The sequence below is a fragment of the Serratia myotis genome, assembly GCF_027474885.1.
Classification (GTDB): Bacteria; Pseudomonadota; Gammaproteobacteria; order Enterobacterales; family Enterobacteriaceae; genus Serratia; species Serratia proteamaculans.
Genome location: NZ_CP099707.1, coordinates 4,884,184 through 4,905,174, shown reverse-complemented (window position 1 = coordinate 4,905,174; position 20,991 = coordinate 4,884,184). Strand labels below are relative to the sequence as shown.

Annotated in this window: 25 protein-coding genes; 13 read left to right on the top strand and 12 right to left on the bottom strand. The window is 55.1% G+C overall.

Annotated elements, in window-relative coordinates:
- Positions 1-67 precede the first annotated feature (67 nt).
- The 3 genes from NHG65_RS23090 to NHG65_RS23080 are packed head-to-tail and all read left to right on the top strand — an operon-like array spanning position 68 to position 3,181.
- On the top strand, positions 68-1,522 hold the full coding sequence (locus tag NHG65_RS23090) for an FAD/NAD(P)-binding protein (RefSeq protein WP_219017069.1): 1,455 nt from the start codon (positions 68-70) through the stop codon (positions 1,520-1,522).
- A complete protein-coding gene (locus tag NHG65_RS23085; RefSeq protein ID WP_499182717.1) occupies positions 1,519-2,400 on the top strand; it encodes a formyltransferase family protein in 882 nt (293 codons plus the stop codon). The genes NHG65_RS23090 and NHG65_RS23085 overlap by 4 nt, the downstream gene beginning before the upstream one ends.
- Complete coding sequence (locus tag NHG65_RS23080; protein WP_099065074.1) at positions 2,393-3,181, top strand: sulfite exporter TauE/SafE family protein; 789 nt, start codon at positions 2,393-2,395, stop codon at positions 3,179-3,181. Before NHG65_RS23085 ends, NHG65_RS23080 begins: the two co-directional genes overlap by 8 nt.
- Positions 3,182-3,224: 43 nt before the next feature.
- Here the strand turns inward: NHG65_RS23080 and rnk are convergent, their stop codons facing one another.
- The gene (gene rnk / locus NHG65_RS23075) at positions 3,225-3,635 is read right to left on the bottom strand and encodes a nucleoside diphosphate kinase regulator (protein WP_085119679.1); all 411 of its coding nucleotides are present in this window, start codon (positions 3,633-3,635) and stop codon (positions 3,225-3,227) included.
- Positions 3,636-4,061: 426 nt separating this feature from the next.
- Between rnk and NHG65_RS23070 the strand changes: the two genes are divergently transcribed.
- The 10 genes from NHG65_RS23070 to NHG65_RS23025 all read left to right on the top strand — a co-directional run bounded on the left by NHG65_RS23070 (position 4,062) and on the right by NHG65_RS23025 (position 12,890).
- The gene (locus NHG65_RS23070; protein WP_099062090.1) at positions 4,062-4,409 is read left to right on the top strand and encodes a glycine dehydrogenase; all 348 of its coding nucleotides are present in this window, start codon (positions 4,062-4,064) and stop codon (positions 4,407-4,409) included.
- A gap of 34 nt (positions 4,410-4,443) precedes the next feature.
- A complete protein-coding gene (locus NHG65_RS23065) occupies positions 4,444-4,809 on the top strand; it encodes a glycine-rich SFCGS family protein (protein ID WP_012147075.1) in 366 nt (121 codons plus the stop codon).
- Complete coding sequence (locus NHG65_RS23060; RefSeq protein ID WP_099062091.1) at positions 4,809-5,105, top strand: DUF4312 family protein; 297 nt, start codon at positions 4,809-4,811, stop codon at positions 5,103-5,105. Before NHG65_RS23065 ends, NHG65_RS23060 begins: the two co-directional genes overlap by 1 nt.
- A gap of 30 nt (positions 5,106-5,135) precedes the next feature.
- Entirely contained in the window at positions 5,136-5,912 is a 777-nt protein-coding gene (locus NHG65_RS23055; protein ID WP_012147073.1) for a DUF4311 domain-containing protein, read from the top strand.
- Between the two features lie 11 nt (positions 5,913-5,923).
- Positions 5,924-6,574, top strand: a complete 651-nt coding sequence (locus tag NHG65_RS23050; RefSeq protein ID WP_037416299.1) for a DUF4310 family protein — start codon at positions 5,924-5,926, stop codon at positions 6,572-6,574.
- A gap of 62 nt (positions 6,575-6,636) precedes the next feature.
- On the top strand, positions 6,637-7,776 hold the full coding sequence (locus NHG65_RS23045; protein ID WP_499182716.1) for an amidohydrolase/deacetylase family metallohydrolase: 1,140 nt from the start codon (positions 6,637-6,639) through the stop codon (positions 7,774-7,776).
- A complete protein-coding gene (locus NHG65_RS23040; RefSeq protein ID WP_099062094.1) occupies positions 7,760-8,878 on the top strand; it encodes a DgaE family pyridoxal phosphate-dependent ammonia lyase in 1,119 nt (372 codons plus the stop codon). Before NHG65_RS23045 ends, NHG65_RS23040 begins: the two co-directional genes overlap by 17 nt.
- Positions 8,875-9,615: a 2-dehydro-3-deoxy-phosphogluconate aldolase gene (gene dagF / locus NHG65_RS23035; protein WP_099062095.1), complete on the top strand. Its 741-nt coding sequence runs from the start codon at positions 8,875-8,877 to the stop codon at positions 9,613-9,615. The genes NHG65_RS23040 and dagF overlap by 4 nt, the downstream gene beginning before the upstream one ends.
- A gap of 92 nt (positions 9,616-9,707) precedes the next feature.
- Entirely contained in the window at positions 9,708-10,922 is a 1,215-nt protein-coding gene (locus NHG65_RS23030; protein ID WP_261428136.1) for a lactonase family protein, read from the top strand.
- 51 nt (positions 10,923-10,973) lie between these two features.
- A complete protein-coding gene (locus NHG65_RS23025; protein ID WP_207977349.1) occupies positions 10,974-12,890 on the top strand; it encodes a BglG family transcription antiterminator in 1,917 nt (638 codons plus the stop codon).
- 53 nt (positions 12,891-12,943) lie between these two features.
- Here the strand turns inward: NHG65_RS23025 and npr are convergent, their stop codons facing one another.
- The 11 genes from npr to NHG65_RS22970 all read right to left on the bottom strand — a co-directional run bounded on the left by npr (position 12,944) and on the right by NHG65_RS22970 (position 20,986).
- Positions 12,944-13,216 carry a PTS phosphocarrier protein NPr gene (npr, locus tag NHG65_RS23020; RefSeq protein WP_012147066.1) on the bottom strand — a complete coding sequence of 91 codons (273 nt, stop codon included), beginning with the start codon at positions 13,214-13,216 and terminating at the stop codon, positions 12,944-12,946.
- A complete protein-coding gene (gene rapZ / locus NHG65_RS23015) occupies positions 13,213-14,067 on the bottom strand; it encodes an RNase adapter RapZ (protein ID WP_012147065.1) in 855 nt (284 codons plus the stop codon). The genes npr and rapZ overlap by 4 nt, the downstream gene beginning before the upstream one ends.
- Positions 14,068-14,198: 131 nt before the next feature.
- Positions 14,199-14,660: a PTS IIA-like nitrogen regulatory protein PtsN gene (gene ptsN, locus NHG65_RS23010; RefSeq protein ID WP_099062098.1), complete on the bottom strand. Its 462-nt coding sequence runs from the start codon at positions 14,658-14,660 to the stop codon at positions 14,199-14,201.
- 163 nt (positions 14,661-14,823) lie between these two features.
- Entirely contained in the window at positions 14,824-15,111 is a 288-nt protein-coding gene (gene hpf / locus NHG65_RS23005) for a ribosome hibernation promoting factor (protein WP_012147063.1), read from the bottom strand.
- A gap of 23 nt (positions 15,112-15,134) precedes the next feature.
- Entirely contained in the window at positions 15,135-16,568 is a 1,434-nt protein-coding gene (gene rpoN / locus NHG65_RS23000) for an RNA polymerase factor sigma-54 (protein ID WP_099062099.1), read from the bottom strand.
- Between the two features lie 50 nt (positions 16,569-16,618).
- Complete coding sequence (gene lptB / locus NHG65_RS22995) at positions 16,619-17,344, bottom strand: LPS export ABC transporter ATP-binding protein (protein WP_085119668.1); 726 nt, start codon at positions 17,342-17,344, stop codon at positions 16,619-16,621.
- A gap of 6 nt (positions 17,345-17,350) precedes the next feature.
- Positions 17,351-17,890 carry a lipopolysaccharide ABC transporter substrate-binding protein LptA gene (gene lptA / locus NHG65_RS22990; protein WP_085119667.1) on the bottom strand — a complete coding sequence of 180 codons (540 nt, stop codon included), beginning with the start codon at positions 17,888-17,890 and terminating at the stop codon, positions 17,351-17,353.
- Positions 17,859-18,437: an LPS export ABC transporter periplasmic protein LptC gene (gene lptC / locus NHG65_RS22985; protein ID WP_085119666.1), complete on the bottom strand. Its 579-nt coding sequence runs from the start codon at positions 18,435-18,437 to the stop codon at positions 17,859-17,861. The genes lptA and lptC overlap by 32 nt, the downstream gene beginning before the upstream one ends.
- Positions 18,434-18,988, bottom strand: coding sequence for a 3-deoxy-manno-octulosonate-8-phosphatase KdsC (gene kdsC / locus NHG65_RS22980; RefSeq protein WP_099062100.1), 555 nt, complete (start codon positions 18,986-18,988; stop codon positions 18,434-18,436). Before kdsC ends, lptC begins: the two co-directional genes overlap by 4 nt.
- A gap of 17 nt (positions 18,989-19,005) precedes the next feature.
- Positions 19,006-19,992 (bottom strand): arabinose-5-phosphate isomerase KdsD, encoded by a 987-nt coding sequence (gene kdsD / locus NHG65_RS22975; protein ID WP_085119664.1) that lies wholly within the window; start codon positions 19,990-19,992, stop codon positions 19,006-19,008.
- Between the two features lie 16 nt (positions 19,993-20,008).
- Entirely contained in the window at positions 20,009-20,986 is a 978-nt protein-coding gene (locus NHG65_RS22970; RefSeq protein ID WP_099062101.1) for a calcium/sodium antiporter, read from the bottom strand.
- Positions 20,987-20,991: the final 5 nt, after the last annotated feature.

Here is a 20,991-nt window from a genome sequence, read left to right as displayed (position 1 = left end):
GACTGTTTATTCCAACACCTGAAGCAATAGTTATTCTTTTAATGCTGTGACTATAAGGTGATATTTCATGTATAAGATCGGTGTGATTGGTGGTGGCGCGGCGGGTATTTCTTTTGCGTATAACTTTATTAAGAATAAGTCGATTAATAATTGCAATAAGCATCTTTCGCTGAAGGTTTATGACAAGCAAGGCTTTAATGGTGGTATGGCTTACAGTAGTGACTTCGATAGCCATATCCTCAATATGACGCCGGAGAACATGTCGGCGGATATTTTTGATCGCGCGCACTTTTCCGATTGGATCTCGATGCATTTCCCTCGCTACTGTAAAGACCGCTATCCGCCTCGCTGGGTTTATAAAGATTATCTCGATTTTATTCGTGATATGTCGGTGTTTATGGCGGCTGACAGCAACGTTACGCTGAATTTTATTACCGCTGAAGTCGAAGCGATCGGCTCGCATTCCGGGGGGTATTTGTTGACCACCGCCGGTGGCGCTGCGGAGCAGATGAACGCGTTAGTGTTGTGTTCGGGGCATAATGAAGCGGAAAGCCTGTATCCGATTGATGGCGTTATTGCCTACCAGGCTAATCGGGAATTGCCGGCTATCAGCCCTGCTTCAGCAGTCGGTGTGATTGGCTGTAGTCTGACGGCGATAGACGCGATTATCGAGCTGATTGAACGGGTGGGCGCGAGTGATATATCCGCTTTGTCGCGTTCCGGCTTGTTCCCCAGCGTGCAGCCTGCACTGATGCGTGCACCACCACCCGCATTCAGGCAACGGCTGGTCCGTTTCGTCGCCGACCATAGCTATATCGACGCCCATCAGTTGGTTCATGTGATTAACGCGGCGTTGGAGCAATACTACCCAGGTCCGGAGCGGCTGACGGTGCTGTCGGCGATGGGGGCCGGTAAGGATTGTTATCGCGATCTGGCTGAAAGCCTGAGCCGGGCGCGCTTCGCCCGTGAGCATATTTGTAGCTACCTGGCCGCTATCCATCCTGCGGTATGTGAGGCTTGGGTAAAAATGGATGAAAATAATCGACAGGTATTTATGCGCTTCTATAATTCGTCCTGGATGCGGAACAGGCACGCCATGCCATTAAAAAATGCCAATAAAATTATCACTGCATTTGAATGCCAACGGCTGCGTGCTTTTGGCGGTGTGATCAATATCGAGAAGAACGATCAAGGTTTTAAAGCTTTTTGCCATAATACGGCGGTACATACCCAATACTTGCTTAATTGCACGGCCCCTTCTTATCAAATGAAACCAAACCGGTTAAACGACACTTTGTTGCAGGGTGGCCTGGTGCAAGAAAATATATTTGGTGGCGTGAAGTGTAATCCCCTGACACTAAAAATCCCGGACGAACAGGGCAATGAACAAAACCTTTACTCTCTGGGTGCTCCGGCGAAAGGCGATCTTTTTTATACCTCGGCAATGGAATCCATAACCCGGGATATCAGTAAAATAGTTTTCAATAACAGCATATTTAATACCAAGAAGGCAACAGTATGAAAAACGTAGCGCTATTTGTTGGCAACGATATTTTTTCCTGGTTGGCATGTCAGGATGTTATTAGCGCCTTAAACAAGGAGTGTACTTTTACGGTTTATTTTCCGCTGGCGAAAGCGTCGGGTCGTTTACAGGAGCCGGCGGTGCGGCAACTGGGGCTTTATGAGCGTCAGGTGTTGAATGACTTCGTCTTTCCCTTTGCCAGCCGACATGCCGATGTTTGTCAGGGGGCTTATCAGGCACCGCAGGTTTTCCTGGCGGATGCCGGGGTGAATGCGCATCGTATTACGGATATCAATGACAGTACCTTTATCAGCAGCTTGGGCAATATGGATGCGGTGATTTCATTGCGCTGTTATCAGAAGTTTTCTGCCGATTATGTACGGGCTTTCAGCCAGCGCGGTAAATTGTTATGGAACCTGCATCCAGGGGATTTACCGCATTATCGCGGTGTCATGACGCTCTTTCGCGCCATGATGAACGGTGAGGAACGCTGCGCATTAACGTTGCACGAGATGGATGAGCAATGGGATGCCGGCCCGGTGATCGCTCGCCAGCCCGCCGAACTGCGCTATGACCTTTCATTTTTGGAAAATATGCTGTTGCTGGGGATCCGTTCCGGCGCCTTTTTGGCGAATCAGTTAATGCGGGTGGGTGAGCGGAAACCGATAACCGTGGAACGGCAAGGCGACTACCGTTATTGGGGTTTCCCGGATGCACAAACCCTGGAACAGGCACAGGCGGTGGGGATTGAACTCGTCGACCATGATGCTATTCGCCGCCATTACCTGGCGTTGTTTGTCGGCGATGAATTCCATGCGTTGGCCGGTCAGTTCGCAGCCGGTTTTGATGATTTCATTCGGGCGCATAGCCATGATTGAGACGCTGGTCATCCTCGGTGCCGGTTTTATTACCGGCATCACCACCATTTTGTTCGGTTTTGGCGGCGGCTTTGTGGTGGTGCCTTTTGTTTATCATTTGGTTGCCGCTTCGGGTGAACAGTCAGGTCAGGCAATGCATATCGCGGTGGCGACCTCGACGGCGGTGATGATCCTGAATTCGGGCTATGCCACCTTCACCAACTGGCGCAGCGGCAACCTGCTGCGTGAAACCATCGTCCCGCTGATCTATTTTATCGGCATTGGCGCTGCGTTGGGGGCTTTTGCCTCCAGCTTGCTGGAAGACGGAGTGGTTAGGCTGCTGTTTGTAATTTATATGCTGGTGACGATCGCAGACTGCCTGTTCAGACAGGGTTTTTTAGTCAAGCCGGCTCGTGCGGTGCTGTCAAAGGCGACCCTGTGGATCGGGGGGCCGTTAATCGGGGTGATTGCCACCATGCTCGGCGTGGGGGGAAGTGTGCTGACGGTGCCTTTATTGCGTCGGCATGGCTATGAAATGAAGCATTGCGTCAGCGCGGCCAATCCGTTGTCGATCCCGGTCGCCGTCATTGGTGCATTGATGTATGTCGGATTGGGCTGGAAGGAAATGACCGGGCCGCAATACCTGGGCTATGTCAATCTCACCATTCTTGGGCTGCTGGTGGCTGCAGGTATTTCGGGGATCCTGTTTGCCAAAAGGTGGTTGCCGAAGGTCAACGACAGGCTGCATGCCAGAATTTACGTGTTGCTGTTGATCCTGGTTTTGATCGCCATCAGCTTGTAAGACACAGACAGAAAGGGCGGTAAGGTACCGCCCCGATAACCACTTAGCGGTGGTATTCACCCGCCGCTTCCGGCTGGTACAACAGTTCCAGCACTTCGATATGCGCTTCTTCACCGTTTGGCAACTGCCAGGTAATCTGGTTACCTATATGCATGCCCAGCAGCGCTGCGCCCAGTGGCGCCATCACAGAAAGCTGCTCGTGGCTATCCTTCAGCGAAGCCGGGTAAACCAGCGTACGCACGTGTTCTTCTGCCGTATGCAGGTCGCGGAAACGCACGCGGCTGTTCATGGTCACCACGCTGGCTGGGATCTGGGACGGCGGCAGGATTTCGGCGCGATCCAGCTCGATGTTGAGCGCGGCGGCGACATCGGTGTTGGCATAGGCCGGTTGTGCCAATAGCGCATCCAGGCGCTCCGCATCCAGCTCATTAATAGTAATGGTTGGTTTGGTCATTCCACTCTCCAGTCAAATCAAAGGGCGCAGGTTACGTGCCCATAAATTCGGAAAAACAGCACAAAAGCAACACCCCCCGCGCCAGAGGAGCGGGGGGTGTTGTTGATGTCGAATTGTCTTACCGATAGTAGGCGGTTAAGCGGGGAAAAGAAAGAGATCCCGATCACGAAGCTTTTCACCACCGCTGCGCGAACTGGAAACAGTTTGTGGTGTTATCTTTTTGTAATTTAATTGAATTATCTGGCAAATGCCTATTTTGCGAAATGGATCCCTGACGGTCACTGAATTTCCACTTCCAACTGGAAAAAAACACGCTACACAGAAAATCTTCCCGGGGTTAGGGTAAAGGCATCAGAGAAGGCGGGTTATTCAGGTGATGCGCTATGCGATTGACAGAATCATGTTTGGATCTAGGGGTACTGAAAAGTGAATGATGGATCTGCTGCGAGAGAAAATAGTGAGCAACCCGATATCAGTCAGGCCGGGGCGATAACCGAGCAGGTACTGGCTGATATTACCGCGATGCTGAGCGCAGAAGGCATTTATACCAATGCCGTACAGCAACAGATGCTGGAATCGCATATTCGTGCCATGGTGCTACGCTCAATAACCGGTGAGCCTTTGCCTGAGGTGGATAAATCGTTGTTTGATGAAATCTCAGAGGAATCAATGAAAATGGCGGAAAGAGTCGTGGATCCCTTTAGCACTCTACCGATAGAAGAAGCTTATTTGCTTTCCGTACATTTTGAAGTGGCAAAAGATAATAACCAATAGCAGTTAACGAATTAATTTAATCAGGAGAAATACCATGGGTCAGATTACCGTAGTGATTGGCGATCGTTTGGGTAAAGGTCAGAAAGTGGGTCAGGGCATTGAAAACGCAGGCGGAAAAGCCATTGTGATCCCAGGCGTAGCGGCAGACATGAAGCTCGGCGACGTGATGAAAGCGGAAGGCGCGCAGTTGGGTATTTCTTTCTGCGGCAGCGGCGGCGCTGGGGCGATTACCGCTCAGACCAAATACGGCTATAAAGCCAAATACGGCATGCGCTCGATTGATGAGGGCGTGACGGCAATTAACGAAGGCTGCACCGTGTTAGGTTTCGGTTTTATGGATAAAGAAGAACTGGGCCAGAGGCTGGTTGAAGCCTACGTTAAAAAACACGGCAATCCGTAATGAAAGAGCAATATACAACGTCGGTAAAGGTGGAGGGTAAGGGCGACAGCAAAGCGAAAGCTTTTGCTTCCGCCTTGGCCAATGTGCAGGGCGCGGTATTAAAATCCACCAGTAATATTCTGCTGCGTATTGAACCGCAGGATGTCAGCGTATTAAAAGCGGAAGAGAAAATAACAAAAGAAAAGTTTCTGTTCTTCTTTCTGCCGCGCGAAAGAAAGAACTATTCCGTTACTCTGGAAATAACCGTGAACGTGACAATCATCAATACAGAAAAAGTTGTCTTCGTCGCGAAATAAAAACGTTAGCATAAATCAAAGGGTATACTGATGTTTTTAATCATCTTATTTAAGTCGCTTATTATAGGCGGACTGGTGGGGGTTGGCGTAGGGGCCGGCGCCGCACGTATGTTCCATGCTCCGACCACACAGGGCATGGGCGCTTTCCGCACCCTGGGCGAGCTGAACTCCTGCGAGGGCGATCCGGCTTCCCATTTCTCATTCGGTCTGGGCTTCTTCTTCAACGCCTGGGCGTCTTCCGTGGCGGCGGGGGCCTTCACGCAGGACGTTGACCACCGCATCATCCCACATTGGGGGGCAGCGGCGTTGATGGTCAAAAACCGCAACCTGGCGCAAACGCTGCACGATCCGAAAAAAATGGCTATCGCCTGCGGCATTATCGGCATGCTGGTAGTGGCCTTCCTCAATACCACCGCCTCCGCAGTGCCTGCTGCGCTGCAGGTCACGGCGATTAAAGTGTTGGTACCGGCCGCTAACCTGCTGGTGAACACCGTGATGCCGGTGATCTTCTGGCTGGCGGCGATCGACGCCGGGCGTCGCTCCGGCTTCTGGGGCACCATCTTCGGCGGCCTGGCGCAGTTGATCATGGGCAACGCCGTACCGGGTCTGGTGCTGGGTATCCTGATCGGTAAAGGCGTGGAAGAGAGTGGCTGGAACAAAATCACCAAGATCATGATGGCGGTGATCGTGCTGTTGTTCGTGCTGAGCGGTTTCTTCCGCGGCTTCGACATGAAAGTCCTCGAGTCCTTCAGCCTCGGCGTGCCGGGCTGGCTGGATGCCATTCACAATACCCTGAGCGGTAAATAAGGAGCTGGATGATGGAAGAACAAACCCAAAAAGGCTTCTGGTATGCCGACTGGTCATTCCCGATTTTTGTTGGCCTGCTCTCTTCCGGCGTGTTCGCCGGGACGCACATGTACTACCTGTATGGCATCGGCGCCTTTAACGAAGTGGCCTTCGTATCCATGCTGCGGGCCGGAATGGACACCGGCGTTTATGGCGCGGTGGCGGCATTCGGTGCCAGCTTCCTGTTTGCGCGCATCATCGAAGGCTCGCTGGTGGGGATCCTGGACATCGGCGGTGCGATCCAGACCGGTGTAGGGTTGGGGGTGCCGGCACTGCTGCTGGGGGCGGGGATTATCTTCCCGGTCGCCAACTTTGCTGCCTCGCTGATAACGGGTCTGGTGATTGGTTTGGCGATTGGCTACCTGATCATTCTGGCGCGTAAATTCACCATCAATCAGAGCAACTCCACCTACGGGGCGGACGTGATGATGGGGGCCGGTAACTCCTCCGGTCGCTTCCTGGGGCCGTTGATCATCCTGTCTGCGATGACCGCCTCGATCCCTATTGGCATTGGTTCACTGCTCGGCGCACTGCTGTTCTATATCTGGAATAAGCCAATCACCGGCGGGGCGATCCTTGGGGCGATGCTGTTAGGGGCTATTTTCCCGGTAGCCATCGCTTAAATGCGACTGTGATTGTCGGGGAGCGGTTCGCCGCTCCCCTGCTTGAAAAGGAGTAATGCAGTATGTATGACTTAGTGATCAGACGCGCCAGACTGGCGGATGGCCGGTTGGTCGATTTGGCGGTGCAGGATGGCAAGATTGCCGAGGTAGGGCAGTTGGCTGACGACGTTAGTGCTCATCGGCTCTGGGATCTGGCGGGTCAGCACCACCTGAGCGCCGGTTGGATCGATTCCCACGTGCACTGTTACCCCTCTTCGCCGATTTACCACGACCAACCGGATTTGGTCGGCACCGCCTGCGGAGTCACCACGGTGGTCGACGCCGGTAGCACCGGCACCGATGATATCGATGCGTTTTATGCGTTGACACGCAGTGCCAAAACCAACGTCTTCGCCTTCCTGAATATTTCACGTATTGGCCTGCTGCGGCAGAACGAACTGGCCGATCTGGCGGATATCGATAAGCAGAAAGTCAGCCAGGCAATTGGCGACCATCCGGGTTTTATCATCGGCATCAAGGCGCGTATGAGCAGCAGCGTGGTTGGGCAGAATGGCACCCGGCCGCTGGTACTCGCCAAAGAGATCCAGCAGGAAAACAACCTATTGCCACTGATGGTGCATATCGGCAATAACCCGCCGGATCTGGACGAGATCGCCGATCTGCTGACCCGTGGTGACATTATCACCCACTGCTACAACGGCAAACCGAACCGCATTCTGACCCCGGCGGGCACGCTGCGTGAGTCTATCCAACGTGCGCTGCAGCGCGGCGTGTTGCTCGACGTCGGCCACGGTACCGCCAGTTTCAGCTTTGAAGTCGCCCGGCAGGCGATTGCGCTGGGCATTTTGCCGCATACCATCAGTTCCGATATTTATTGCCGCAACCGCATGGCCGGGCCGGTACACAGCCTGGCGACGGTGGTGTCCAAATTCTTCAGCGTTGGGCTGTCGCTGCCGCAGGTGATCGCCTGTGTGACCGAGAACGCCGCCTCGGCGCTGCGCCTGGTCAACAAGGGCCGGCTCGACGTGGGCTGCGATGCCGATTTCACCCTGTTTGATCTCCGCCAGGGGCCGCAGGTATTTGCCGACTCAGAAGGGCAATCAGCCACCGGCCAACAGTTGCTGGTTCCGCTGGCCGCCGTGGTGGCCGGGGAAATCCTATTAACCGATGAAGGGAAAGCCGCTCATGTCTTCGATTTATGAAAAATATAATTTAAAGCAGGTCATTAACACTTCCGGTCGTATGACCATGCTCGGCGTGTCCACGCCACGTCAGGACGTCATTGACGCCGTTGACTACGGCCTGAATCACTATTTTGAAATCAAGGATCTGGTCGACAAGACCGGTGCCTACATTGCCAACCTGCTGAACGTCGAAGATGCGGTGATCGTTTCCTGCGCCTCGGCGGGCATCGCCCAGTCGGTGGCGGCCCTGATCGTCAAAGATAACGCCAACCTGCTGGTGAATCTGCACTCCGCGCCGATCACCGTTCCGCGTGAGATTGTGCTGCCGCGTGGCCATAACGTTAACTTTGGCGCGCCAGTGGACACCATGGTCGCACTGGGGGGCGGCAAGGTGGTCGAAGCGGGCTACGCCAACGAGTGTTCTGCCGAGCAGCTCGAAGCCTGCATTACGCCGCAGACCGCCGCTATTCTCTACATCAAGTCGCACCACTGCGTGCAGAAAAGCATTCTTTCCGTTGAACAGGCGGTGGTGGTGGCGCGCAAACATAACCTGCCATTGATCGTCGACGCCGCGGCGGAAGAAGATTTGCTGTGCTACTACCAGATGGGGGCCGACCTGGTGGTTTACAGCGGCGCCAAAGCCATCGAAGGGCCAACCAGTGGGTTGGTGATTGGCAAGAAGCAATACGTTGAATGGGTGAAGCTGCAATCCGGCGGCATCGGCCGGGCGATGAAGGTCGGTAAAGAGGGCATCCTCGGTCTGACGCAGGCGATCGAAAGCTATCTGACGCTGGAGAAAACCACCGGCCAGCAAATGGTAGAAAGAATGACGCCGTTTATCGACAGTCTGAACACCCTGACCGGCATCAGCGCCAAAACCGTCTGGGACAGCGCCGGCCGCGACATTGCGCGGGCGGAAATCACCTTTGACGAAGCGGTGCTCGGGCGTTCGACCTACGACATTGTGCAGGCGCTGAAAACCGGCGAGATCGCCATCTACTTCCGTGGCTATAAGGCCAACGAAGGCAAGATTGAAGTGGACGTGCGCAGCGTTGACCAACAACAGCTGATGACCGTCTTCACCTGTATTAAAAATCTGTTTACGGAGAAACAAGCATGAAGTTGCAACCTAACTACTATCGCGATCGCGTGTGCCTCAACGTATTGGCCGGCTCGAAAGACAATGCGCAGGACATCTATTCGGCAGCGGAAGGGCATGTGCTGGTGGGCGTTCTCTCCAAGAACTACCCGGACGTCGACAGTGCGGTGGCTGACATGCAGCACTATGCACGGCTGATTGAAAATGCGCTGTCAGTGGGATTGGGCGCGGGCGATCCGAAACAATCGACGATGGTCAGCCTGATTTCCCAACGGGTGCAACCACAGCACGTGAACCAGGTGTTTACCGGTGTCGGGGCCAGCCGCGCGCTGTTGGGGCAAAATGACAGCGTGGTGAACGGTCTGGTGTCGCCTACCGGCCGCGTCGGCTGGGTGAAGATCTCGACGGGCCCACTGAGCGCCGCTGCGCCAGACGGCATTGTGCCGGTGGAAACCGCCATTGCCCTGTTAAAAGACATGGGCGGCAGCTCAATCAAGTATTTCCCGATGGGTGGGCTGGCATGCAAAGAAGAATACCAGTATGTGGCCCAGGCCTGCGCCGAGCATGATTTTATGCTGGAGCCGACCGGCGGTATCGATCTGGAAAACTTCGAGCCGATCGTCGAGATCGCACTGGCCGCCGGTGTGAAACGGGTGATCCCGCATATCTACAGCTCAATCATCGATTCCGCTACCGGCAATACCCGCCCACAGGATGTCAAAACCCTGCTGGCAATCACCAAAAAGCTGGTGGGATAAACGCATTATCGGATGACGTAAGGCAGGGAGGCGACAGGCTCTGTATCCACAGGCGCGGGCACACCGCGCCGCTATCTATAATCAGGATAACTATGCGAAACTGGCAGTCTCCAACCCTACGCACCGCGTTAACCCTGGCGCTACTGGCGATGTCCAGCCCGGCGCTGCATGCTGAGGATGCAATGAAATCTACGTCATCTCATTTCGCTTATATCGGTACCTATAATCCCAACGGTGAAGGCGTTTACCGGGTGCAGGTTGACCCGGCCAGCGGAGCGCTGAGCGGCAGAACGCTGGTCAGCAAACAGGGCAATCCGGCGCAGCTCACCGTGGATGCCAAAGGCCAGACGCTGTATGTCGCCAGCGAAGTGGCAAATTTTAACGGCACTAAACACGGCGGCATTATCGCTTACCGTATCAATCCATCCGATGGCAATTTGACGCAGCTGAACCAGGTCGATTCACAAGGCGCGGGGCCGGTTTACCTTTCTCCTACGCCAAACGGCCGTTATCTGCTGGTAGCGAACTACGTCAGCGGCACCGTGGCCGCCTTCCCGATCGAGAGCGACGGCAAGCTGGGCAACGCCAGTTCGGTGCAGCAACAGCAGGGGCCGGCAGGTGCCGGCAAGCCAGAAGGCGCGGTGGAAGGCAGTTTCGCTATCAGCGATCACAATGGGCCGCATGCGCATATGATCGCCAGCGATCCGAGCGGCAAGTTTGTATTCTCCACCGATCTGGGGCTGGATCGGATCTACCAGTGGCGCTTTGACGATACCAGCGGCACGCTGACGCCGAACGATCCACCGTGGATCGCCGCGTCTTCCGCGGGTGCCGGTCCGCGTCACTTTGTATTCCATCCGGACGGTAAAACTGTGCTGCTGGTGAACGAAGAGGCCTCGACGCTGACCAGCTACCGTTTTGATAACCAAAAAGGTACTCTGAAACAGTTACATGTCGTCTCTTCGCTGCCTGCCGACTATAAGGGCACCAACTTTGCTGCCGGTCTGGTTCTCAGCGAAGACGGCAAAAATCTGTATGTTGCCAACCGGCTGCATAACAGCATCGCGCAGTTCAGCGTCGGCAGTGACGGTGAACTGCAGTCGGTGGCGGAAACCTGGACTCGCGGCGATTATCCACGCTCGTTGACGCTAAGTCCGGACGGACATTATCTGTATGCAATGAACCAACGCAGCGATAACGTCACCCGCTTCAGCGTAGACAAGGCCAGCGGCAAACTCAGCTTTGTTGAAGGCTATACGCCGGTGGGTAGCCCCTCGCAAATGGTGTTCTTGCCGGTGGCGAAGTAACCCGTTGCCCGCCTGATTCCCCAGGTGGGCACCTTAATTGACGGAAAGAGAATGGTGCGATTTCCCTACCCGCGTTTGGCCTATCTGTTCGATGCTCTGCAATCTGAGACTTTGCCCCAGGATGAGCTGGCGAAGCGCTTTGCGGTGTCCACCCGAACCGTGCGCGCCGACATCACCGCGCTGAACGATATTCTGGAAAAATACGGCGCCCACTTTGTGCATAGCCGTGGGGCGGGTTATCGCCTGCAGGTCGATGATGCCGTGCTGTTCAGCGCCCTGCAGCATCGGGAACGTAAAAAACACGCTACGCCACGCAGTGCGCAGGAACGGGTGCACTATCTGCTGATTCGTTTTTTGACCTCAGCCTTTTCTCTGAAGCTTGAAGATTTAGCCGATGAATGGTTTGTCAGCCGCGGTACGCTGCAAAACGACATGGCTGAGGTGAGAGAGCGCCTGGCGCACTACCAGTTGACCATTGAAACCAAACCGCGCTACGGCATGAAGCTGTTTGGTTCGGAGATGGCGATCCGCGCCTGTCTGACGGATCTGTTATTCCAGTTGCACCTGGCCGACACCGAGAATCCGCTGCTCAACAATGAGATCCTGCTGCAACCGCAGGTGGCGAACTTTGCCGGGCTGTTGCATCCACTGTTGTCGCAATATGCCATCCGCCTGACCGACGAAGGCGAGCAATATCTGATTTTCTACTGTGCGGTGGCGCTGCGGCGCATTACCGACGGTTATCCGCTGCCGGACTTTGACGTTGAGGACGGCGATGACGCGGTGCGCAAGGTATCGACCTGGCTGGCGGGGGAGCTGCGCAAAGCCAGCGGCAAAGAGGTGTCGATGGCGGAGGAGGCCTATCTGCGGGTGAATATCGCCGCGCGGCGGGTGCAGGAGGTACAGCCGACCGAGATCAATGCCGATGACGAAGAAGCGCTGGTGGATTACATCCTTTCGTACATCAACGCGCACTATAACTACAACCTGCAGGGCGACAAGCAGCTGCGCGCCGATCTGCTGACCCATATCAAGACCATGATCACCCGGGTGAAGTACCAGATTAATATCCCTAACCCGCTGTTGGCGAACATTAAACAGCACTACCCGATGGCCTATGATGTGACGCTGGCCGCGGTCTCCAGCTGGGGGAAATACACGCCTTATACCCTGAGCGAAAACGAGATCGGCTATCTGGTGCTGCACATTGGCGTTGGGCTGGAGCGGCATTACAACATCGGCTATGAACGGCATCCGCAGGTGATGCTGGTGTGCGATACCGGTAACTCGACGGTACGTATGATCCAGGCGCAGATTGCACGTAAATACCCGCAACTGGTGATGACGCGCATCGTTTCGCTGCGTGATTACGAGGTGCTCAACCACATCGACGAAGACTTTGTGATTTCCAACGCGCGGGTCAGCGAGAAGAACAAGCCGGTGGTGGTGATGTCGCCGTTCCCTACCGAATACCAGCTCGAACAGCTGGGCAAGTTGGTGCTGGTGGATCGTACCAAGCCCTATATGCTGGAGAAATTCTTCGACGCCGAGCATTTTATGCTGGTCAACGAGCCGCTGACTCAGGCGCAATTGTTCCAGAAGGTGTGCAGCCAGCTTGAACGTGAAGGCTACGTCGGCGATGATTTTTATCCGTCGGTGGTGGAACGCGAGGCGATTGTCTCTACCCTGCTGGGCGAAGGGATTGCACTGCCGCACTCACTGGGGCTGCTGGCGAAAAAAACCGTGGTAGTGACGCTGCTGGCGCCGCAGGGCGTGGCCTGGGGAGAGGGCGAGGTTGCCCATGTGATTTTCCTGCTGGCGATCAGCAAGAGCGATTACGAAGAGGCGATGGCGATTTACGAGCTGTTCGTCACCTTTGTGCGCGAGCGTTCGATGAGCCGCCTGTTGGGCAGTGATAATTTCGACAGTTTCAAAGCGGTGGCGCTGGACTGTTTAAGCCGGATCTAGTGGGGAATTATAGGGTGTAAGTCAGAGGGCGCAGCATGCAGCGCCCCTGGCGGTTAGTCTTCGTCAAAACCGGAGTTAATCAGTTCGATCACGGCGGCCAGTGCCTTGGCTTCATCCGGGCCGGTGGCTTCCACTTCGATATGACGGCCCTGTGCGGAGTCCAGCATCAGCAGCGCAATCACGCTGCTGGCTTCGGCCTCGGTGCCGCTGTCATTGCGCAACATCACCTCGGCATCAAAGCTCTGCACCAGCTCAAACAGCTTCATCGCCGGGCGCGCGTGCATGCCCAGTTTGTTTTTGATTTCAACCGTTTGCTTGACCGTCATTGTTTGCGTTTTTCCAGCGTGCGGTGGCGTGACTGCACGTTTTTGCCGCGTGAGCGGAAGTAGTCGGCCAACTGTTCCGCTACATAGACTGAACGGTGTTTACCGCCGGTACAGCCAATGGCGACCGTCAGATAGCTGCGGTTGTTGGTTTCCAGCATCGGCAACCACTGTTCCAGATAGCTGCGAGTCTGGTAGATAAAGTTATGCACTTCAGTGTGGCGATCGAGGAACGAGGCGACGGGCTTATCCAGGCCGGTCATCGGACGCAGTTTCGGATCCCAGTGTGGGTTTGGCAGGAAACGCACGTCGAACACGTAGTCGGCGTCAATCGGGATGCCGTGCTTAAAGCCGAAGGATTCGAACACCATGGTCAGCTCGCGCTCGCGTTTACCCAACAGGCGGGTACGCAGCATTTCGGCCAGCTCATGCACCGACATTTCCGAGGTATCGATGATCAGATCGGCCCGGGAGCGCAGTGGCTCAAGCAGGTCGCTCTCTTCATCGATGGCGCTTTCCAGCGACAGGTTCTTGCTGGATAGCGGGTGCAGACGGCGAGTATCACTGTAGCGGCGGATCAGCGTATTACGGTCGGCGTCGAGGAACAGCAACTGCGGTGAAAAGCTGTCCGGCAGTTGGGTCATCGCATATTCAAACACTTCCGGCGATTCCGGCATGTTACGCACGTCGATGCTTACCGCAGCGGAGCTATTGCGTTCAGCCAACGTATTGGCAAGCTGCGGCAGCAGTACCACGGGCAGGTTATCAACGCAGTAAAAACCCATGTCTTCCAACGCCCGCAAGGCGACGGATTTCCCTGAACCGGAACGGCCGCTGACAATCATCAGCACCATGTGGCAACTCCCCCTGGCATCTCAGTGGCGTTTATCGCCACCGCTAGAAACTTTATGATCCCGATCTGAACCGGGATCCATCGTGGCTAAACAGTATCGTTATCCGGGCTGGAAGTCACGCCAGCCGGGCATTACTCGGTGATGATTTGGTAAAGCTCTTCGTCACTTTGCGCTGCCCGCAGGCGGCGGCATACGGTTTTGTCGGCCAGGCGCTTGGCGACCAGCGACAGGGTATGCAAATGGGTTTTACATTGGTCGGCCGGCACCAGTAAGGCGAACAGCAGATCGACCGGCTGGTTATCAATGGCGTCAAAGGCGATAGGTTGGTCGAGACGGATAAACACGCCAACGGCCCGCAGTGTGTCCTCTTCCAGTTTGCCGTGGGGAATAGCGATACCGTTGCCGATACCGGTGCTGCCCATGCGCTCGCGGGTGAGAACCGCGTCAAACACTACCTGTGGTGACAGGTTGAGCTGCTTGGCGGCCAGTTCGCTGATAATTTCCAAAGCCCGTTTCTTGCTGGTGCAATGGACGGAACTTCTGGTGCACTCGATGTTTAACACCGAGCTTAATTGCATTGTTTCGTTGTTCATCTCATCTTCACTTAAAACCACACCAGCAAGCAGGAGGCTTGTGAGGTGATTTTTCGCCTTGTTTAACCCTTGATGGCTTATCGGCGCGATACCCATACAGGTAACGCGCCGATGGCCGAGGCTACGTTTGAGCCGTACCCGCTGACGGAAACGGCCCAGAATGTCAGTGTTGTTTCAGTTTGTCTTTATGTTTGTTCAATTGACGTGCCAGCTTATCGATCAGGCTGTCAATTGCGGCATACATGTTCTCGTCTTCCGAGGTGGCGTGCAACTCGCCTCCATTCACGTGCACCGTTGCTTCCGCAATCTGCTGCACTTTTTCCACACTAAGAACGACATACACCTGATTTATGCGATCAAAATACTGTTCGAGTTTAGCGAACTTGGTGTTCACGAACTCACGCAAAGGTTCGGTGATTTCGATGTGGTGTCCGGTAATGTTGAGCTGCATAATGTCTTCCTTCTCAATAGAGGTCAAACCAACTGTTTACGTTGGTTGGACGGCGGGATGGACAAAGACTCTCGGTACTTGGCGACGGTACGCCGCGCCACGATGATCCCCTGGTCGGAGAGCAGGGTAGCCAGCTTGCTGTCGCTGAGCGGTTTGGCGGGGTTTTCCGCCGCGATCATTTTCTTCACTACTGCCCGGATCGCCGTAGAGGAAGCTTCGCCTCCGCTGTCGGTATTCACATGGCTGGAGAAGAAATATTTCAATTCGAAAATGCCGCGCGGACTGTGCAAAAACTTCTGCGTGGTCACGCGTGAAATTGTCGATTCATGCATCTCCACGGCCTGGGCGATATCCGCCAACACCATGGGCTTCATAAATTCAGCACCCTGTTCAAAGAACGCCTGTTGCTGCTCGACGATGCAGCGTGAGACTTTCAGCAGGGTGTCGTTTCGGCTTTCCAGGCTTTTGATCAGCCATTTTGCTTCCTGCAGATTGCTGCGGATGTACTGGCCGTCGCTGTCGTTACGCGCGCTGTTACCCATTGCGGCGTACTGCTGGTTGATCTTCAAGCGTGGAATGCTGTCGCTATTGAGCTCAACCGTCCAAACATCTTGCACCTTACGCACCAACACGTCCGGGATCACGTACTCGGATTCGCCGGTATTGATCGACTGGCCCGGACGCGGATCGAGAGACTGAATCAGCTGCATCGCTTCTTTCAGTGTATCTTCTTTTGAGCGGGTTGTTCGCATCAGGCTGCGAAAGTCGTGGTTAGCCAGCAAGTCCAGATGTTCGCTGATGATCAGGCGTGCTTCAGCCAGGTATGGCGTGTCTTTGGCATACTGGGAAAGCTGAACCAGCAGACAATCGCGCAGATCGCGCGCGGCGACGCCAACCGGATCAAAACGCTGTACGCGCTTCAATACCGCTTCGACTTCGTCCATTGTCACATTCTCGTCACCGATGCTCTCCAGAATGTCTTCCAGTGGCACGGTGAGATAGCCAGTGTCATCAACGGCGTCGACGATCGAGGTGGCGATAGCGGCATCGGTATCGGAGAACGGTGTCAGATCCACCTGCCACATCAGGTAGTCCTGCAGGGTCTGGGTGGTTTCGCCCTGATACACCGGCAGCTCATCGTCACTGTAATCGGTACGGGTACCGGACGGCGTACCGGCGGTGTAGATTTCATCCCAGGTGGCGTCCAGCGGCAGCTCTTCGGGCATGTCCTTCTGTTCCAGCGCCTCGCGGGTATCCAAACCTTCGGTTTCGACGGTCTCTTTGGCGTCGACTTCTTCGTGCAGATCGGTCTGTTCAAGCAATGGGTTGCTCTCTAACGCCAGCTGTATCTCCTGCTGGAGCTCAAGCGTGGACAACTGCAGCAGGCGGATAGCCTGCTGGAGCTGGGGGGTCATGGCCAGTTGTTGGCTAAACCTGAGTTGCAAACCTTGCTTCATAATCTTCAGTCTACTTCCGTTAACAGTCGTCCATCAGGACGCGCTGGCACTCAGAGGCGGAATTCTTCGCCCAGATAAACGCGTTTCACCTGCTCATCGGCCAGAATAGCATCCGGCGTGCCGTGAGCAATCAGTTTGCCCTGGCTGACGATATAGGCGCGTTCACACACGTCCAGCGTTTCGCGCACGTTATGGTCGGTGATCAGCACGCCCAGGCCGCTGTCACGCAAGTGCTCGATAATTTTTTTAATGTCGATAACGGAAATCGGGTCAACCCCGGCGAAGGGTTCATCCAACAGGATGAATTTCGGGTTAGCCGCCAGGGCACGGGCGATCTCGACGCGGCGGCGTTCACCACCGGACAGCGCCTGGCCCAGGTTGTCGCGCAGGTGGGTGATATGGAATTCTTCCATCAGCTCTACCGCACGGTCTGCACGCTGCTCACTGCTGAGATCGTCACGGATCTCCAGTACGGCCATCAGGTTGTCATACACGCTGAGGCGGCGGAAGATCGACGCTTCCTGCGGCAAATAGCCGATGCCACGACGCGCACGGGCGTGCAATGGCAGCAGACTGATGTCTTCTTCGTCAATCACAATACGTCCGGCATCACGCTGAACGATACCGACCACCATGTAGAAAGTGGTGGTCTTGCCGGCGCCGTTTGGCCCCAGCAGGCCGACGATTTCGCCGGATTTCACTTTCAGGCTGACGTCTTCAACAACTTTACGGCCCTTGTAGGCTTTCGCCAGGTTTTCTGCGATGAGTGTAGCCATAGGTGATTAGTTACTCTTCTTTTGCCCGTTTTTGTCTTGCAACTGCGACGGTACCAGAACCGTAGTCACGCGTTTGCCTTTATCGCTGAACGCCTGCATTTGCTGCTGTTGCACCAGATAGGTGATGCGATCGCCTTTTACGTTGCTGTCGAGCTGTTCCAGATAGGCATTCCCGGTCAGGGTCACCAACTGCGACGCCACATCGTAACGGACTTTCTGCGCATGGCCTTTTACCGGCTTGCCGCTGTCTTGCATCTGATAGAAGGTGACCGGATTACCAAAGGCTTCGATATAAGTCTTGTTCTGATCGCCGCCCGGCCGGGTCACCACCACCTTGTCCGCTTTGATATCGATAGTGCCCTGCTTGATCACCACGTTATCGGTAAAGGTGCTGACGTTGCTCTGCATATCCAGAGACTGTTTCAGCGAGTCGATGCTCACCGGTTGGTTGGAGTCGGACTTCAGTGCCCAGGCTGGGGCGCTGGCGGCCAAAATCAAGCTGCCGATCAACAGATTACGGCTTTGTTTGTTGGTTCTGAATTTCATAGTTGGTCTTAACCTTATCAATCAGCTCAGCGGTTTTGGCCCGCAGGTTCCCACGCATTTTCATGCCGTTAGAGGTGAAGTTCGTCCCGTAGAGCGTCACTTCGTCATCCGAAGCCACATCCTGGGTCACCAGGTTCACCTGAGCATTGTCCGTTTTAATTTTTTCCAGCTGTGAGGTGGTGGTCAGGCTGTTCACCTCGACATGGCCGTAAAGATACAGCATCCGGTCTTTAGTCAGTTTGGCGCGATCGGCGCGAACTGACCAGGTAGCCACCGCGTTTTCATCAAACAGCGTCATCACCGGCTGGGTAAACCAGCTTAATTCATCGGCGGTATAATACTTGACGTCTTCCGCCACCAGCTTGTAGCTCAGCTTGCCGGTCGGATTGTACACTATGGTGACCGTATGCTGGCTCTGATAAGTCGGATCCTGGCTGTTAGCCGGTCCCGGCGCGGCATCGTCATTGACATCAGTCATGTTCCAGCCAATCAGCGCCAATGCGATCACCGCCAGCAGGATGGTGATCCAAAGTTTGGTTTTACTCATATCGACAGCCCTTTGGCGTCCTCCAGCTTGTTCTGAGCCAAAAGAATAATGTCACACAGCTCGCGCACCGCACCGCGGCCGCCGGCAATGCGGGTAATATAGTGGGCGCGTGGCAACAGCAGCGGGTGTGCATCTGCCACCGCAACCGACAGGCCAACCTGCGCCATCACCGGCCAGTCAATCAGGTCGTCGCCAATATAGGCTACCTGATCTGCCGTTAGCGACAGTGTATCCAACAGTTCGCGGAAGGCCAAAAGCTTATCGGATTGCCCCTGATAAAGGTGGGCAATACCGAGGGTCTTTGCCCGATCTTCCAGCAGCTTGGCAGAGCGGCCGGTGATGATCGCCACTTCAATATCTGAGGTTTTCAGGCAGCGGATGCCGTAACCGTCACGTACGTTGAAGGCTTTTAACTCTTCGCCGTTGTTGCCCATGAAGATCAGGCCGTCTGACAGCACGCCATCGACATCACAAATCAGCAGGCGGATTTTGCTGGCACGCGCCATGACGTCTTGTTCTACAGGCCCGTAGCAGGTTTCAACCAGACTCATTGAGTTCTCTTCCATAATTAAACGACGCCGGCGCGCAGCATGTCATGCATATGTACCACACCCAGCAATTGGTCGCCATCGGCAACCAGCACTGCGGTGATATGGCGTTGCTGCATCAGGTTCAGCGCGTCTACCGCCAGCAGGTTCGGGCGCACTCGCACGCCGCCGAGCGTCATGACATCGACAATCTTGGCTTCGTTGAGATTGATACCCATATCAAATATCCGCCGCAGGTCACCATCGGTAAAGATACCGGCGATCTTCATCAGATCGTCACAGATGACCGTCATGCCCAGATTTTTGCGGGTGATTTCCAGCAGGGCATCACGTAGCGAAGCATCGGCACTGACGTGGGGAATTTCATCGCCGCTGTGCATGATGTCGCTCACGCGCAGCAGCAGTCGGCGGCCCAGCGCGCCACCTGGGTGCGACAGTGCAAAATCTTCCGGCGTAAAACCACGGGCCTTCAGCAGGGCGACGGCTAACGCATCGCCCATCACCAGGGTAGCGGTGGTGCTGGTGGTCGGCGCCAAGCCAAGCGGGCAGGCTTCCTGCGGCACTTTAATGCACAGATGAATATCCGCCGCTTTGCCCATCGAACTTTCCGGATTGTTGGTCATGCAGATCAACGGGATTTGCTGGCGTTTCAATACCGGGATCAGCGCCTGAATTTCGTTGGACTCACCCGAATTGGAGATGGCGAGTACGATATCCTGTGCGGTCACCATGCCGAGGTCGCCGTGGCTGGCTTCCGCAGGATGAACAAAGAACGAAGGCGTGCCGGTGCTGGCGAAGGTGGCGGCAATCTTGCAGCCGATATGGCCGGATTTACCCATGCCCATCACCACCACTTTGCCGGTGCAGTCGGCGATCAACTCACAGGCGCGAGTAAAGTCGGCATTGATGTATTGATCGAGCTGGGCCAGCCCGTCACGCTCAATCTGCAGCACTTCTTTGCCTGCCTGCTGAAAATCAAAGCCTGGTTGCAACTGAATGTTCGACATGCTCATTCCCGTCGGTTTAGCCGAAAGTATTGAAAGGGTTAAAAAACAGCACCGCAAGATACGCAATAAAACCACATAATAACAGAGCGCCTGCCAGATGGCCGATACGATGTTTCCGCCCAATGCACAGGGCGCTGAGCACAATGCTGACCGCCAGCATCACCCAATAATCGCGGTGGAAGGCGGCACCATCGACACTGCCCGGAGACAGCAGGGCGGGGACGCCCAGTACGATCACCGTATTGAAAATGTTGGAGCCGATGATATTACCAATCGCCATATCATCCTCCCCCTTTAGTGCCCCGGCAATGGAGGTGGCCAGCTCCGGCAGGCTGGTGCCGATAGCGATAATGGTCAAACCGACCACCAACTCACTCATGCCGAAATAGTGCGCAATCACCGTGGCGTTATCGACCACCATTTTGGAAGACAGCGGCAGAATGATAAAGGCCAGCACCAGCCACAACACCGCCACGGTGTTGCTGCTGTCCTGCGGCAGTTCGGCCATTTGTTCCACGGTCAGGCTGTCGTTGCCTTCGCGCTGCGCCAGCCGGGCAATTTTCAACATCAACAGAATGAATACGGCGGCGGCGGCCAACAGCACCACGCCATCCAACCGACTCAGCGTGCCGTCCATCAGCACAAAACCGCACAATACTGTGACCGCCAACATCAGCGGCAGTTCGCGGCGCAATACTTCGGAACGCGCAGCCAGCGGGTGGATCAACGCGGCAACGCCAAGGATCAGTAAAATATTGGTGATGTTGGAACCCAATACGTTCCCCACCGCCATATCTATTTGCCCGTTCAGCGCGGCGGTGGTCGACACAAACAGTTCCGGCAGTGAGGTGCCGATACCGACGATGGTGATGCCGATAATCAGCGGTGGTACACCAAGTGAACGAGAAATGACCGCAGCACCGTAAACTAAGCGGTCTGCACCATATACCAGTAAAAATAAACCAACGATTAATAAAGCTATCGCGAGAAACATGCAGG

Bases quoted from the DNA above. Each gene is read 5' to 3' on its own strand.
- lptB (WP_085119668.1), bottom strand. From the start codon at position 17,344: ATGGCTACACTCATCGCAGAAAACCTGGCGAAAGCCTACAAGGGCCGT.
- kdsD (WP_085119664.1), bottom strand. From the start codon at position 19,992: ATGTCGAACATTCAGTTGCAACCAGGCTTTGATTTTCAGCAGGCAGGC.
- NHG65_RS23080 (WP_099065074.1), top strand. From the start codon at position 2,393: ATGATTGAGACGCTGGTCATCCTCGGTGCCGGTTTTATTACCGGCATC.
- NHG65_RS23050 (WP_037416299.1), top strand. From the start codon at position 5,924: ATGGAAGAACAAACCCAAAAAGGCTTCTGGTATGCCGACTGGTCATTC.
- NHG65_RS23055 (WP_012147073.1), top strand. From the start codon at position 5,136: ATGTTTTTAATCATCTTATTTAAGTCGCTTATTATAGGCGGACTGGTG.
- NHG65_RS23085 (WP_499182717.1), top strand. From the start codon at position 1,519: ATGAAAAACGTAGCGCTATTTGTTGGCAACGATATTTTTTCCTGGTTG.
- ptsN (WP_099062098.1), bottom strand. From the start codon at position 14,660: ATGAACAACGAAACAATGCAATTAAGCTCGGTGTTAAACATCGAGTGC.
- NHG65_RS22970 (WP_099062101.1), bottom strand. From the start codon at position 20,986: ATGTTTCTCGCGATAGCTTTATTAATCGTTGGTTTATTTTTACTGGTA.
- lptA (WP_085119667.1), bottom strand. From the start codon at position 17,890: ATGAAATTCAGAACCAACAAACAAAGCCGTAATCTGTTGATCGGCAGC.
- hpf (WP_012147063.1), bottom strand. From the start codon at position 15,111: ATGCAGCTCAACATTACCGGACACCACATCGAAATCACCGAACCTTTG.
- rpoN (WP_099062099.1), bottom strand. From the start codon at position 16,568: ATGAAGCAAGGTTTGCAACTCAGGTTTAGCCAACAACTGGCCATGACC.
- kdsC (WP_099062100.1), bottom strand. From the start codon at position 18,988: ATGAGTCTGGTTGAAACCTGCTACGGGCCTGTAGAACAAGACGTCATG.
- NHG65_RS23090 (WP_219017069.1), top strand. From the start codon at position 68: ATGTATAAGATCGGTGTGATTGGTGGTGGCGCGGCGGGTATTTCTTTT.
- lptC (WP_085119666.1), bottom strand. From the start codon at position 18,437: ATGAGTAAAACCAAACTTTGGATCACCATCCTGCTGGCGGTGATCGCA.
- rapZ (WP_012147065.1), bottom strand. From the start codon at position 14,067: ATGGTGCTGATGATTGTCAGCGGCCGTTCCGGTTCAGGGAAATCCGTC.
- NHG65_RS23030 (WP_261428136.1), top strand. From the start codon at position 9,708: ATGCGAAACTGGCAGTCTCCAACCCTACGCACCGCGTTAACCCTGGCG.
- NHG65_RS23025 (WP_207977349.1), top strand. From the start codon at position 10,974: ATGGTGCGATTTCCCTACCCGCGTTTGGCCTATCTGTTCGATGCTCTG.
- NHG65_RS23045 (WP_499182716.1), top strand. From the start codon at position 6,637: ATGTATGACTTAGTGATCAGACGCGCCAGACTGGCGGATGGCCGGTTG.
- NHG65_RS23040 (WP_099062094.1), top strand. From the start codon at position 7,760: ATGTCTTCGATTTATGAAAAATATAATTTAAAGCAGGTCATTAACACT.
- dagF (WP_099062095.1), top strand. From the start codon at position 8,875: ATGAAGTTGCAACCTAACTACTATCGCGATCGCGTGTGCCTCAACGTA.
- NHG65_RS23060 (WP_099062091.1), top strand. From the start codon at position 4,809: ATGAAAGAGCAATATACAACGTCGGTAAAGGTGGAGGGTAAGGGCGAC.
- npr (WP_012147066.1), bottom strand. From the start codon at position 13,216: ATGACGGTCAAGCAAACGGTTGAAATCAAAAACAAACTGGGCATGCAC.
- rnk (WP_085119679.1), bottom strand. From the start codon at position 3,635: ATGACCAAACCAACCATTACTATTAATGAGCTGGATGCGGAGCGCCTG.
- NHG65_RS23065 (WP_012147075.1), top strand. From the start codon at position 4,444: ATGGGTCAGATTACCGTAGTGATTGGCGATCGTTTGGGTAAAGGTCAG.